Annotated in this window: 14 protein-coding genes; 11 read left to right on the plus strand and 3 right to left on the minus strand. The window is 41.9% G+C overall.

Features of this window, described 5'->3' with window-relative positions:
* Nucleotides 1–48 precede the first annotated feature (48 nt).
* The 3 genes from CFS04_RS13090 to CFS04_RS04785 form a co-directional block, all read right to left on the minus strand.
* A complete protein-coding gene (locus CFS04_RS13090) occupies nt 49–1,257 on the minus strand; it encodes an immunoglobulin-like domain-containing protein (RefSeq protein WP_255377770.1) in 1,209 nt (402 codons plus the stop codon).
* Nucleotides 1,258–1,615: 358 nt separating this feature from the next.
* A complete protein-coding gene (locus CFS04_RS04780) occupies nt 1,616–2,773 on the minus strand; it encodes an aminotransferase class I/II-fold pyridoxal phosphate-dependent enzyme (protein ID WP_088809487.1) in 1,158 nt (385 codons plus the stop codon).
* Nucleotides 2,774–2,821: 48 nt separating this feature from the next.
* Nucleotides 2,822–3,232 carry a YkyB family protein gene (locus CFS04_RS04785; protein ID WP_088809488.1) on the minus strand — a complete coding sequence of 137 codons (411 nt, stop codon included), beginning with the start codon at nt 3,230–3,232 and terminating at the stop codon, nt 2,822–2,824.
* Between the two features lie 210 nt (nt 3,233–3,442).
* Here CFS04_RS04785 and CFS04_RS04790 point away from each other — a divergent pair, with 210 nt between their 5' ends.
* From CFS04_RS04790 to CFS04_RS04840, 11 genes are all read left to right on the plus strand, one after another.
* Nucleotides 3,443–3,664: a hypothetical protein gene (locus tag CFS04_RS04790; RefSeq protein WP_088809489.1), complete on the plus strand. Its 222-nt coding sequence runs from the start codon at nt 3,443–3,445 to the stop codon at nt 3,662–3,664.
* A 227-nt stretch (nt 3,665–3,891) separates the two neighbouring features.
* Nucleotides 3,892–4,122, plus strand: coding sequence for a YkuJ family protein (locus CFS04_RS04795; protein WP_088809490.1), 231 nt, complete (start codon nt 3,892–3,894; stop codon nt 4,120–4,122).
* A gap of 153 nt (nt 4,123–4,275) precedes the next feature.
* Nucleotides 4,276–4,728 (plus strand): cyclic-di-AMP-binding protein CbpB, encoded by a 453-nt coding sequence (gene cbpB / locus CFS04_RS04800; protein WP_088809491.1) that lies wholly within the window; start codon nt 4,276–4,278, stop codon nt 4,726–4,728.
* Nucleotides 4,725–5,606 (plus strand): LysR family transcriptional regulator, encoded by an 882-nt coding sequence (locus CFS04_RS04805; protein WP_088809492.1) that lies wholly within the window; start codon nt 4,725–4,727, stop codon nt 5,604–5,606. Before cbpB ends, CFS04_RS04805 begins: the two co-directional genes overlap by 4 nt.
* Nucleotides 5,607–5,644: 38 nt before the next feature.
* Nucleotides 5,645–6,355, plus strand: a complete 711-nt coding sequence (dapD, locus tag CFS04_RS04810; protein ID WP_088809493.1) for a 2,3,4,5-tetrahydropyridine-2,6-dicarboxylate N-acetyltransferase — start codon at nt 5,645–5,647, stop codon at nt 6,353–6,355.
* A gap of 5 nt (nt 6,356–6,360) precedes the next feature.
* Nucleotides 6,361–7,533, plus strand: a complete 1,173-nt coding sequence (locus CFS04_RS04815; RefSeq protein WP_179946379.1) for an N-acetyldiaminopimelate deacetylase — start codon at nt 6,361–6,363, stop codon at nt 7,531–7,533.
* A 12-nt stretch (nt 7,534–7,545) separates the two neighbouring features.
* The gene (locus CFS04_RS04820) at nt 7,546–8,193 is read left to right on the plus strand and encodes a response regulator transcription factor (RefSeq protein ID WP_088809495.1); all 648 of its coding nucleotides are present in this window, start codon (nt 7,546–7,548) and stop codon (nt 8,191–8,193) included.
* Entirely contained in the window at nt 8,190–9,308 is a 1,119-nt protein-coding gene (locus tag CFS04_RS04825; protein WP_088809496.1) for a sensor histidine kinase, read from the plus strand. Before CFS04_RS04820 ends, CFS04_RS04825 begins: the two co-directional genes overlap by 4 nt.
* 83 nt (nt 9,309–9,391) lie before the next feature.
* Nucleotides 9,392–10,330, plus strand: coding sequence for an ABC transporter ATP-binding protein (locus CFS04_RS04830; RefSeq protein WP_088809497.1), 939 nt, complete (start codon nt 9,392–9,394; stop codon nt 10,328–10,330).
* A gap of 15 nt (nt 10,331–10,345) precedes the next feature.
* A complete protein-coding gene (locus tag CFS04_RS04835; protein WP_088809498.1) occupies nt 10,346–11,452 on the plus strand; it encodes an ABC transporter permease in 1,107 nt (368 codons plus the stop codon).
* A 1-nt stretch (nt 11,453) separates the two neighbouring features.
* Entirely contained in the window at nt 11,454–12,599 is a 1,146-nt protein-coding gene (locus CFS04_RS04840) for an ABC transporter permease (RefSeq protein ID WP_255377771.1), read from the plus strand.
* Nucleotides 12,600–12,785 lie beyond the last annotated feature (186 nt).

The raw sequence follows: 12,785 nt of genomic DNA on the forward strand, positions 1-12,785 counted from the left end.
ACCTATTTCAGGTTCATTACGGGATGTCTTTTTATTCAGTATACGTTTTTAAAATGGCTCTGCTAAAACAGGAGCAAGAAATGGTTCGCTTTTCTTAGTGCGGTTAGCATTCACCGCTGTAAGATAAACGGGAACAGTGTCTCCTTCTTGCCATTTAACATTGTCTGGTACGGGAATCTTGAAGTAACCATTTTTATATTCAATTTCAGTAATAATTGTGTTTGTATAGCCATTTTGAGTATCGAAGACGGCATTAGCATAAATTTTTGTCCCACTAGGAATTTGAGAAGTGTCATCATAAGTGGTATAACCAGAAATGCTAGTAGATGCTGTATTAATAGGATTGACTGATGTTATTTTCCCAATTTGGAAATTTTCCCAATCGTCCTGCACGGTAACGATAATCGTTTTGGTTTCAGTGTTACCCGAAGAATCTGTTACGCTATATGTGACGTCATACGTACCTGCTTTAGTTGTATCAACATTGTTTGAAACGACTTCGATTTTATTGGTAATATCTCCATCTCGGTCATCGGAAGCTGTTACACCTGCTTTTGGATCAAAATTATCTCCGACGGATATCGTTTTATCTGTGGCACTAATAGTCGGTTTTACTTGATCAGGAAGTGTAGTTTCTAATGAGGCTTGTGCCGCATTTGGATTTCCAAGTAGGTTCAAGTTTAAAAGGGTGTCGCTACTTAGTGCAGCAAATTCCAATTGACTATCTGGAGATGAAGGCAATTGAGAAATACCTAAACTTGCTAAATCGATAGTTAGCGTGAAGTTATTTGTTGCCGCAATTCCAACTGAGGCTAGACCATGATTGATTTTTGCCCCAATAGACTGATGTTCTTTATCAATGATTAATTGATCGCCAGTGACCGTTCCTTGATGAGGTGGCAATCCGACTGGTCCTATAGAAAGAATTGGTATAGAGTATGAAAGTGTAGTATTTGCGCGAACTTCAGGTGAATCTAGTAATGACGTAAGTTCGGTAGGCAAAGTAAAGTATGTGTAGTACTCGGAAATTAAGCCAATATTCGCCAGCTGTTGTCCTGTAAGTGTTAATTGTAGTTTCCCGTTTTGATAAGTTGGTTGTAAATGGGCATCTTTAAGTAAATCAATAGTTGCAGCACTAGCTTTTTGGTCCCCTGTCTGAATTGTTGGGACAGCGTTCTCAAAATTAGTAGATACGGGTGCTAAAACGAACACTCCTGCTGTAGCTAATGCGGTCACAAATTGTACTTTTTTCTTCATCTTTCTTCCTCCTTTTGATTCCTTGTTTCCAAGGGGATAACTAAAGAAAGGGTCTATATAGTATATTTTTGTGACTATTTTACCTAAGTAATATGCCTTCCCCCCCTCAAAAAATGTGTATTCTTTCCAAATATTAAGAATACAAGCAAATTATAACCACTTTTAAAATACAATTCAATAAATATTGCTTATTGATGCAAAATTTTTATTAGTTTGCGTTTTTATTAATAAGATTGTCATCGCCTTTAAATAATCGTTTTATTAGGTAACAAAATATAAGCATAAATTCAGTAATAATATCATCTGGAGACATGGTTTTTACTGAATTTATGCTTGTTTTTATGTAACAATCTCGATTTTAAATAGAATAATTTTTTTCCATAAATTTAGCCATATTTTCCGTTGCAAGCGCGAGTTTATTAAGTGAAGCGGCATAAGATAAACGGAAGTAGCGGTCGCCTTTTTCGGAAAAGGCATTGCCGGGCACGACTGCTACTTTGGCTTCTTTAGCTAGTTTCAAAGCGAAATCATACGCGTTTTCAGTGACGAAATCGGGTAGCTTGACGAAAAAATAAAATGCGCCGTCTGGGGGGATGACCTGAAAGCCCATTTTCACAAGGCGATCCTGCACGAACTTGGCGCGGACTTTGTATTCTGAGCGCATCAGCAAAGCATCGTTTTCACCTTTTGTCACCGCTTGAAGCGCAGCTTTTTGACTAATCGAAGAAGCGCAAGTTACGGTGTACTGGTGGATTTTCAGCATTTCTGTAAGCAGTGGTTTGGGTGCCATGAGGAAGCCGATGCGAAAGCCAATCATCGCGTGCGATTTCGATAGTCCGTTGATGACAATCGTTTGCTCTGGTAGCATCGGACGCATGGACGTATGCGGTTTATCGTAAGTTAGCTCGCTGTAAATTTCATCGGCGACGACGTAAATTCCCGTGCCTTCTAGGACGTTTGCAAGCTCTCTCAGCTCGCTTTCCGTTAGTGTTACGCCAGTTGGATTCGACGGGTAGGGCAAGATAAGTGCTTTTGTTTTGTCAGAAAGGACTCGTTTTAATTGCGACGGGGTTAATTTGAACGCTGACTCCGTCGTGTCGACTTTGACCGGAACGGCGTCCATCAATTTGATGAGCGGTTCATAGCCAGGGTAGATGGGATCAGGCAAAATGACTTCATCGCCTGGTTCTAAAATCGTTTCGAGTGCCACAGCAATGGCTTCGGTTGCGCCAATTGTGACGATGATTTCTTCTTTTGTGAAACCTAGCGCGTATTTTTTGTTAAAATAATCAGCGGCGGCGGAAACAAGTTCAGGCATGCCGGCATTGTTTGTGTAGTTTGTAAAGTTATCTTGAATAGCGTTTATTGCGGCTTGTTTGACATGTTCTGGAGTATCGAAATCTGGTTCGCCAAGTGTTAATTTCATAATGCCTTCAATATTCGCAATTTCATTGTTAAAACGGCGAATTCCGCTAATTTGAATGGCAGCCAGTTCGGGGCGTATATTTTTAGGCATAAGCTTCACCCTTTCTTTCTTTCTTTTTCTGCTTCATCATATCATATTTTAGCGGAAATAGGGGCTACTGTTTTCAAAAATAGTAGGTTGAGTTGCTGTGTCTGGCTTTATATTTGTATAGGCTTCGAGGCAATATTTGGCGCGCTTTAATGACAACGATGTTTTGGTCTTATATTGTAAACGAACCTGCTCGCCGAGGTGATGCAGCTCTTTTAAATCGTTTTTTGTGGGCGGGATATGGAAAAGGAAATCGCCACATTTGACCAGCACGAGCGAGTGTTGGCGGCAGTTTTTTGGATTTTTTGAATATTGCAAGCCGACTTTTTCGGCATGGCCATCTGAGAGCAATTTGGTGATGGCGGCTTGTTTTAGCTTGTACAAGTAAGCCGGGTTGGTGGCGACTTTACTATGACGGTTAACGATAAAAATGGCTTCGGCAATTTGTTTCGTCTGGTTCAAATGAAAACCCCCTTTTTGCATGTAATCAGAAAATTTCAATTGAGTATAATAATTTAATTATAACGAAACAATTTGATAACACAAATCAAAAGTTGAAAAAATCTGATAATATTTACATTTTGTTATTGCATATTTTGCTTTTTTACCGTAAAATAGTTTTAATAATGATAATCATTTTCAATTGGAAGTGGTTTGAGAGGGGAAGCACACATGACAAAAGCTGGTAAATACGAGGCGTTCTTTTTTCCAACAAAAGATGGCCTTTTGAAAATACATGCTTACGGTTTTAACCCGACTGGTTCGTGGGGGGAAGTTTACGCGACTTTAAATGGCGAAACGATTTGTGTGAAGGGCTTTAATCGCCACAAGACAATCATGCGCGCTGTTAAAACGAAGCTGGATATTACGGAAAATCAAAACAACGATTTATAAACCTGGTTGCTTTTCGCACTAGGTTTTTATTTTGATTAAAACGCTGTAGCGCGCACAAAAACTAAAAAGCTCGTTGTGGCAAATTTTATTCAAAGAAAATTGCTTTTTCTGAATTTTTACAGATGACTTGCTTAATAGGTGCTATATGCGCTAAAATTTGATAGTATTAATTTAGTGGTCTTGCGAGTTTGTTTCGTATAGGTGGATTTTTGAGAGGAGAATAAGCGATGTCTCAGTTATTAGGAATTATTCAACGTTTAAACGCGATGCAGGAGGATGAAGCTTCTGAAACGCAAGCACGTCGTTTTGAAAAAGACGGTAAGGTAATCTGTGAAGTGAAATACTTTCGAGCGTCTAATTCGTTTGAAGTCGAAATTTATGAATTAAACAGTAAATATCAATTTGATGATATTGATATGACAGCAATTGAGATTTTTGAAGCGTTACAAGAAAATTAATTTGTAAGGTGTAGCTAGAACGGGGAATCTGTTCTAGTTATTTTTTTTGCGCAACAATAGAGGAAATTCTTGTTTTTCTATGCTAGAATAAGAGTGATGAGACACTTACTTTAGAGAGATAAAACGTGAATTTAATTGAGAAGAGGGTTCCACGTGATTTCAAATAGATTAGGTTATTTTTTCAAAGATAAGCTCGAAGAAAGTATGATTTCTGCTGAGAAGGTTGCCCATGTACAGGTAGGGAATAATTTGGAACATGCGCTTTTAGTGCTTACGAAATGTGGCTATTCAGCTATTCCAGTGCTTGATTTCGAATTTAAACTGCACGGACTGATTAGTGCTGCACGTATTACAGATTCGATTTTAGGCCTTGAGCGAATTGAATATGAAAAGCTTGAAACGTTAAAAGTTGAAGATGCGATGCAAACGGAATTTCCTGTTATTAAAGGGGCAATTAATCCGGAACGTGTCGTAAGCTTGCTTGTAGATAATCCATTTTTATGTGTGGTCAATGAGGAAAATGAGTTTCAAGGGATTATTACGCGAAGAATTATTTTAAAACAGGTGAATCGCTTTATTCATGCACCGTTGGAGGACGAAAAATGATTGTTACAGAATATGAATTGCTTGTTTGTCTAGCTGATGAACTGAATATGCGTCGTAGTGCGGAAAAACTTTTTTTGAGTCAACCGGCTTTATCGCAACGTTTACAGACGATTGAAAGCAGATGGAATACGAAGATTTTTATTCGCACACAAAAAGGCTTGCTTTTAACGCCAGAAGGGGAAGCGATTGTCAAACATGCGGCGAGTGTCATTGCTAGAGAGCATGAAATTCAGGAGCGGCTAGAGGCGATGGAAGGTGTCGTGCGCGGTACGCTTCGAATTGCTTGTGCAAGTGTTGTGGCGCAGATGTGGCTGCCGCGGGTATTAAAAATGTTCACAGAGAAATATCCCGATGTGACGATTTCACTGCAAACGGGTTGGAGTAGCGATGTCCATGAATTGCTTGCTTCTGGTTCAGTACATTTAGGGATTGTGCGTGGCAGTACGCCGTGGAAAAGTGTGAAGCGGCATTTATTTACGGACCGGCTTATTTTAGTGGATCAGGAGATTGAACGAATTGAAGATGTTTTTGAAACGAATCGGCCATTTATTCAATTCCGGAGCGATTCTAACTATTATCAAGTGATTCAGGATTACTGGCAGCGAAACTTTTCGAAGTTGCCGAAACAAGTCATGTTGATGGATCAAATTGAAACATCGAGGCAAATGGCGATAAACGGAATTGGTTTTGCGATTTTACCTGAGGTGACAATGAGTCAAGAAATCGATGCGGTCGTAAATCGTATTCCGCTAACTGAAAAGGACGGGACAGAACTCGGGCGGGATACCAATTTGCTGACGTATGAACAGTCGCTTGAATTACCGCAAGTTGCTGCTTTCCTAGAAGTGACAAATCAATTTCTTGAAACAAGCCGCTAGCTATGGCAAACTAAAAAATAAAAAAGGGGCGTTTAAATATGGAACAAATGGATGCACATCAAATTATTTCTTTTATTCAAAACAGTAAAAAATCAACACCGGTCAAAGTTTATTTGAAAGGTGATTTAGACAAAATTGCTTTCCCCGATGAAGTTAAAACGTTTATTACGGGTAATGCGGGAACAATTTTTGGTGAATGGGCTGACATTGAGCCTCTTCTTGCTAAAAACGAGGCGCATATTGCGGACTATGTAGTGGAAAACGATCGCCGCAATTCAGCTATTCCAATGCTTGATTTAAAAAATATTAATGCGCGTATTGAACCAGGCGCAGTCATTCGTGACCAAGTGACAATTGGAGATAATGCGGTTATCATGATGGGGGCTAGCATTAATATTGGCTCTGTCATTGGAGACGGTACGATGATTGATATGAACGTCGTGCTTGGTGGACGCGCAACAGTGGGCAAAAACTGTCACATCGGGGCGGGATCAGTACTTGCGGGTGTTGTTGAACCACCTTCTGCGACACCAGTTATCGTGGAGGACGATGTTGTCATCGGGGCAAATGTCGTTGTCCTTGAAGGCGTACGAATTGGTAAAGGCGCAGTCGTTGCGGCTGGCGCGATTGTGACGAAGGACGTTGCACCGGGAACAGTTGTAGCCGGCATTCCAGCACGTGTCTTAAAAGAACTTGATGCGAAAACGGCATCGAAAACCGAAATTATGCAAGGCTTGCGACAACTTTAAATCAAATGAAAAGAGGGGCGTGTTCATTTGGCACGTCTCTTTCTTTTAGAAAAGGAGGGTTTTTCGTGAATCGTTTTATTGAGATTAGACGGGATTTACACCAGATTCCGGAAATTGGTTTTGAGGAGCATAAAACGCAGAAATACTTGCTCGATTATATTGCGGGACTGAATCAAGAGTTCCTTGAGGTACAAACTTGGCGCACGGGGATTTTTGTTCGCGTCACGGGGCGAGTTGGTGCGAAAACAATTGGGTACCGGACGGACATGGATGCGTTGCCGCTAGCTGAAAAAACGGGTCTGCCGTTTGCGTCTACGCACGCTGGAGCGATGCATGCATGCGGCCACGATGTTCATATGAGCATTGCGCTAGGGTGTTTGACGCACTTTGCGACGAGTCAGCCTGAACAAAATCTTGTTTTTATTTTTCAACCTGCGGAGGAAGGTCCTGGCGGGGCTTTGCCCATTTTAGAAAGCGAAGAATTTAAAGCATTTTGGCCCGACGAAATTTACGCCTTACATATTGCGCCAGAGTATAAAGTGGGGCAAATTGCGACAAAAGTTGGTCTTCTTTTTGCGAACACATCGGAACTTTTTATTTCGTTTAAAGGGCGCGCTGGGCATGCGGCGTACCCGCATCTTGCGAATGATATGGTCGTTTGTGCGAGTCATTTTGTGACGCAAATGCAGACGATTGTCAGTCGGAATATCGACCCGATGGACGCAGCTGTTATAACGGTTGGGAAAATTTCAGGCGGCGATGCGCAAAACATTATTGCGGAGGTGGCGCACCTAGACGGGACGATTCGGACGGCGAAGAAGGAAACGATGGACGTGATTTGGACGCGTTTAAGACAACTTGCACGCGGCATGGAAGAAGCTTTTCAGTGCGAAATTACGTTTACACCGGGATCGGATTACTGCCAAGTTTACAATCATGCGGAGGAAACGGAACAGTTTATTGCCTTTTTAAATCGCGAGTTTGAAGGGGCGTTTATTGAGGCGCCGGCTGCAATGACGGGCGAAGACTTCGGGTATTTCTTGGAGGAAATTCCGGGTTGTATGTTTTGGCTCGGGGTGGACTCACCGTACGGTTTGCACCACGCTAAATTAAATCCACAAGAAGATGCGATTCCGTTTGCGATTTCTGTTTTAACGAAGTTTTTATCTGAAAAATAAGGGGTTTTGCATATGATTCGTGTCCTTTTAGCGGACGATAATTCGTTTATTACGGGCGGTTTAGAGATTATTTTGAATACGGAGGAAAATTTGGAGGTTGTGGGCACGGTCCAGAACGGGGAAGAGGCGTACCGATTTTGCTTGGAGCATGCGGTTGATGTGGCGCTTGTTGATATTCGGATGCCTGTTATGGACGGTGTTCTTGCGACGAAAAAAATTGCGCATGAGACGGACACGAAGGTGATTATTTTAACGACTTTTGATGATGACGCGTTTATTTTGGAGGCGATTCAAAACGGGGCGAAGGGCTATTTGCTTAAAAATAATGATCCGAAAAAAATTGTGAATGCTATCTGTAGTGTGATGCAGGAGCAGAGTATTATTCAGGCGGAAATTTGGGATAAGTTGCGCGCGGTGAATCAGGCGAAGCAGACGGCGTATGCGGATCTTGATGCGATGGGGCTGTCTGAACGTGAGAAGGATATTGTGAAAGCGGTAGCGAAAGGGCTGTCGAATCGGGAAATTGCGAAACTTCTTTTTATTTCAGAGGGGACGGTTGCGAACAATATTTCGGCTTTGCTTGGGAAACTGGGGCTTTCACACCGGACGCAGATTGCGATTTTGTATTTCACGGGTAGCGGAAATGGGGATGCGGAATGAATGCCTATAAAATCCAAATTGATGTGGTTTTTTCGCTTTTCTTGCTGTTATTTGTGTTTATACAAGAGTTGTCGGCTTTTTTAAACGCTTGTTATTTGCTGGCGATATTATTGTATTTATCGCTGACTTTACTAAGTTTTACTCTGCGGCGTGCGCGAATTTTTCTCATTGTGTTACTTTGCGGCAGTATTTTGGTTTTTGGCTTTCTCATCATGCCGTATTTGCTCTATTTATTCCCGTTTGCTGTTTTTTCGCTTTTTTTACAGGGGGAAAAATGGAGTTTTTCGGTCTACGCATTATACGCGGTTATCGCGATGTTGCCGCTCTTTTTTTTGCGTGATTTCCAGATGAGTGCGCTTTATTTATGGATTGCGGCTTTTGCATTCATTTTTTATATGATTTTAAATAAGCAGTCCTACATGTTGCTACGGAAAGAGGAGACGAATGAAGCGCTTAGGATTCAACTGGAAAATGTGCGGGGGAAAATGGATCAACTTGAAACGCGAATGATGAAAGAGACGAGCCTTGCCAAATTAGAGGAGCGAAACGCGCTTTCGCACCGTATTCATGATGAGCTGGGGCATTCGCTTTCTGGCGGACTCATTCAGCTTGAGGCTTGCAAGGCGATTCTTTACAAAGATGTTGACCAGGCGGCGCTCCTTTTGAACAATGCGATTCAAATTAGCCAAGCGGGCATCGAGGAAATTCGGAAGACTTTGAAGGAAACAAAGCCTGCGCAGGAAAGTTTAGGGGTTACGCGGCTTAAAAATGAGCTGTCCCAATTTGAAAGTAAGTATAAATGTCAAACGCTTTTTTATGCGAAAGGTTCATTGGCTAAAATTACCCAACCGATGTGGTATGTATTTTTACAAAACTTGACGGAGGCATTAACAAATTCGTTAAAGTACAGCGACGCGACGCGCATTGAAGCGAATCTTGTTGTATTGAATAAAGTTGCTCGTTTTGAAATACGTGATAACGGGGTCGGCGCAGAAGTTATTTCTAAACATTTAGGTTTACTAGGTATGGAAGAAAGAACGGCGAAACTAGGCGGTAACGTGATTTTTCAAGGTGAGGACGGCTTCTCTATCATTACTTTAATCCCAATTTCGTGAAAATCTCATGCGAAGAAGTGAGGAATTGCACTAGGCAAAGTCCTCGCTTCTTTTTTATAATAGAGAAAACGAGGAGGTACATTATGAAAATCGTTGAAATAAATGAAGTAACGAAAAAATTTGATAAAACGATTGCGGTTGACCGGCTCACGCTTTCGATTGAGAAGGGGCAAATTTTTGGTTTGCTCGGTCCTAACGGCGCTGGGAAAAGTACGGCGATTAGCATTTTATGTGGCTTAATTAAAAAAACGAGCGGTAATATTACGATTTTCGGAGAGCAGCAAGGGCAAGACGGCTTGAGGATTAAAAGTAAGATTGGCCTCGTGCCGCAAGAAATTTCGCTTTATAATGAACTTTCGGCGCTTGAAAACGTTAAATTTTTTGCTGGGCTATACGGTTTGCGCGGCGCGGAACTTGACAAAGCGGCAAATGAGGCGCTTAGTTTTGTTGGCTTAACGGATAAAGCGAAAGGACGTCCAGAAGCATTCTCAGGCGGTATGAAACGTCGTTTGAACATTGCCTGTGCTATTGCGCATCGTCCGGAACTTATCATTATGGACGAACCGACAGTTGGTATTGACCCGCAGTCTCGTAATTATATTTTACGCTCGATTAAAAAGCTGAATGAAAATGGGGCAACCATTATTTATACGAGTCATTATATGGAAGAAGTCGAGGAAATCTGCGACTATATTGCGATTATTGACCACGGGAAAGTCATTGCAGAAGGCACGGAAGAACAGCTCATTAGTTTGGTGACGGACGTCAAAGAAATGGAAATTATCGTGGATCAAGACGCAAGTGTTACGACAAAAGACATCGAAGGGGTTTCGGGCGTTCAGGCGGTGACGTGGAACGGAACAAATTCGCTTCACATCACATCAAGTAGCGAAGTGAACACGCTAAACTCGATTTTGGCCATTTTACTGCAACATAAAATCGATATTTTGGAAATTAATCAAGAAACGCTCAACTTGGAAACTGTATTTTTAAACTTAACTGGGCGAAAATTGCGTGATTAGAAGGGGGCTGTCAAAATGTTATTTCACATCATCAAAAAGCAAGTGAAACTTTCACTGCGCGATAAAAGCTTCTTCATTTTCATGCTCATTTTTCCAATCGCGCTTATTTTCGTACTCGGCAGCGTCCTTCAAAACGCGTTTACTGACGACAGCGATTTAGGCAAGATGAACATCGTCTACGCCCTTCAGGCAGACGCCAACATGAATACAGCCTTTGCAACTTTTGCGAATGAAGCAAGTACGAAGAGCGTTACTTTTAAACAAGTCGATGGGGTTAAAGCTGGTGAGGCGAAGGTGAAAAACGGTGATGCGACAGCGTTCATTCAGGTGAAGGAAAATGATTTGCGCGTTGTGACAAACAGCCCCGGGACGGTTGAAAAAGCGCGACTGGACGGCTATATCAATGCTTTCGCGTCGCAATATCAACTCGCTGTGACGACGGCAAAAGTGAATCCTACACAAATGAATGGCGTCATGGCTTTAAACGACGTACCTAAAGACGCGATTTCGGTCCAAAAACTGAAAACGAGCGATAATGTGTCGTCTTTCCAGTACTATGCGATTGCGCTCATCGGCATGACGATGATGTTTGGTATGATGTCTGGTGTGAACGCGTTTCGAATTGAGAAATTGAAACATACGGATATTCGCTTGCTCATTGCGCCGCTTAGAAAAGAAGTGGCGATTACGGGGAATTTCATTGGTGAACTGGTCGTTCAAGCGATTTCTTTAGTTTTGCTTATGACGGTTTCCCAATTGTTCTTTGACGTGAACTGGGGGAGTGCGGTCCTCATCATCGCGGCCGTTTATTTCAGCCTCGCCTTGTTCTCCGTATCATTTGGCATGGCGATTGACGTTCTATCTAACGGTAATGCAGCAGGGGCTGCCGTTTCGAGCATTATTGTCCAAATTTTTGCTTTCCTAGGCGGGGCTTACTTCCCGATGATAAGTCCGACAATTCAAAAGCTCTCCCCAATTGGTTGGGCGAACATTAGTATTCGCGATATTCTTTACAACGGACAACTTTCCGCGGCTATCATGCCGATTGTAATTAATGTCGGCTTTGCCATTCTCTTTATTGGCCTCATTGCTATAACGCAAAAGCGAAAGGAAGTGTATTAAGATGGCACAAATGGGTTGGATTTTCAAACATAATTGGGACGTGTTAAAGAAATCAAAAGTCCGTATGATTATGATTATAGGTCTTCCAATTTTGAGTATTTTAATTTACTTTTTTTCCTACGGCACACAGATGAATGACACGACAGTTTTAAAACTGGGTGTAGTGAATCAGGACTCGGGTGTGTATACGAATCAATTGGTGACATTTTTAAAAGAAGATAACGCCGGCATGAAAGAGGTTTCCTATGAAAAAGGCAAAGCCGAACTAATTGGCGGCCAGCTGGATGCGCTCATTTTAATTCAAAAAGGTGCTAATGATAGTTTAGCGAACCAAACGGCGAGCGACTTTAAAATTGAGTCGATTCAAGGCGAAAATACGATAAACACGACCAAAATGCTACTTTCAAATGAGATTAATAAACTTTTGAAGTTGGAGAAACTAGGCGGGCAAGCAAATTTTGAGCAGACGGTCAAAACGTATGACGCTTCAAAATTACCGATTGAAAACACCGACCTAAAGGATCAATCGGACATTGAAAAGATGATGTCGGCCCAAATTCTTGGCTTTCTATGCATGATGCTGCTTTATGCAGCTGGCAGTCTCGGGGAGCTCATTTTAAAAGAAAAGGAGGAAGGGACGTTTTACCGCTTAATGTCCACGCCGCTCTCCAGCAAAAAGTATTTGCTTGGCAATGCGCTTTTCGCCTATGTGATTGTGCTTGTTGAGGTGCTGATTTGTCTCTTTGCGATGCGTTTTGCCTTCCGGATTAATCCGGGTGTTGCATACGTTGATTTATTTGCAATCCTTGCAGTGTTCTCACTGATGGCGGTCGTGCTGTCACTCGCATTCGGCTTTGTCGCAGGAAGCAGAAGGAGTATTTCAGCGATGCAAACGACGATTTTCACGATTTCAACGCTACTTTCTGGCGCGCTAATTCCGATTGCTATCATGCCAGAAATCATGCAAAAAATCGCCGCTTTCATGCCGCAATACTGGGTGATGGACGCCGTCTCAAAACTCCAACAAAACGGAACACTTGCCGATTTAAGTTTAAACATCATCATTTTACTCGGCTACACCCTCCTATTTTTCAGCATTGCCAGCTACAAATTCGCAAAAAACAAGGAGCTCCGGTCGTTTGTTTAAACCAAACATAAAAAATCCCCCACCAGAGTTTTTATTTTGGCGGGGGATTTTAATGGGATTAGGATTTATGGTACATAAATTGAAACAGCGGCGAATGAGTTTGAAAGTAAGGTCACGACAGAATCTACATTTCATAATACTTAGATTAAAACTAGTTTGGAGGGAAATCATAAACCTCCGCGCTCT

Source organism: Listeria sp. ILCC796, assembly GCF_900186175.1.
Lineage (GTDB): Bacteria > Bacillota > Bacilli > Lactobacillales > Listeriaceae > Listeria > Listeria goaensis.

Bases quoted from the DNA above. Each gene is read 5' to 3' on its own strand.
- CFS04_RS04815 (WP_179946379.1), top strand. From the start codon at position 6,361: ATGAAAAGAGGGGCGTGTTCATTTGGCACGTCTCTTTCTTTTAGAAAA.
- CFS04_RS04825 (WP_088809496.1), top strand. From the start codon at position 8,190: ATGAATGCCTATAAAATCCAAATTGATGTGGTTTTTTCGCTTTTCTTG.
- CFS04_RS04790 (WP_088809489.1), top strand. From the start codon at position 3,443: ATGACAAAAGCTGGTAAATACGAGGCGTTCTTTTTTCCAACAAAAGAT.
- CFS04_RS13090 (WP_255377770.1), bottom strand. From the start codon at position 1,257: ATGAAGAAAAAAGTACAATTTGTGACCGCATTAGCTACAGCAGGAGTG.
- CFS04_RS04805 (WP_088809492.1), top strand. From the start codon at position 4,725: ATGATTGTTACAGAATATGAATTGCTTGTTTGTCTAGCTGATGAACTG.
- CFS04_RS04780 (WP_088809487.1), bottom strand. From the start codon at position 2,773: ATGCCTAAAAATATACGCCCCGAACTGGCTGCCATTCAAATTAGCGGA.
- CFS04_RS04795 (WP_088809490.1), top strand. From the start codon at position 3,892: ATGTCTCAGTTATTAGGAATTATTCAACGTTTAAACGCGATGCAGGAG.
- dapD (WP_088809493.1), top strand. From the start codon at position 5,645: ATGGAACAAATGGATGCACATCAAATTATTTCTTTTATTCAAAACAGT.
- CFS04_RS04835 (WP_088809498.1), top strand. From the start codon at position 10,346: ATGTTATTTCACATCATCAAAAAGCAAGTGAAACTTTCACTGCGCGAT.
- CFS04_RS04840 (WP_255377771.1), top strand. From the start codon at position 11,454: ATGGCACAAATGGGTTGGATTTTCAAACATAATTGGGACGTGTTAAAG.
- CFS04_RS04820 (WP_088809495.1), top strand. From the start codon at position 7,546: ATGATTCGTGTCCTTTTAGCGGACGATAATTCGTTTATTACGGGCGGT.
- CFS04_RS04830 (WP_088809497.1), top strand. From the start codon at position 9,392: ATGAAAATCGTTGAAATAAATGAAGTAACGAAAAAATTTGATAAAACG.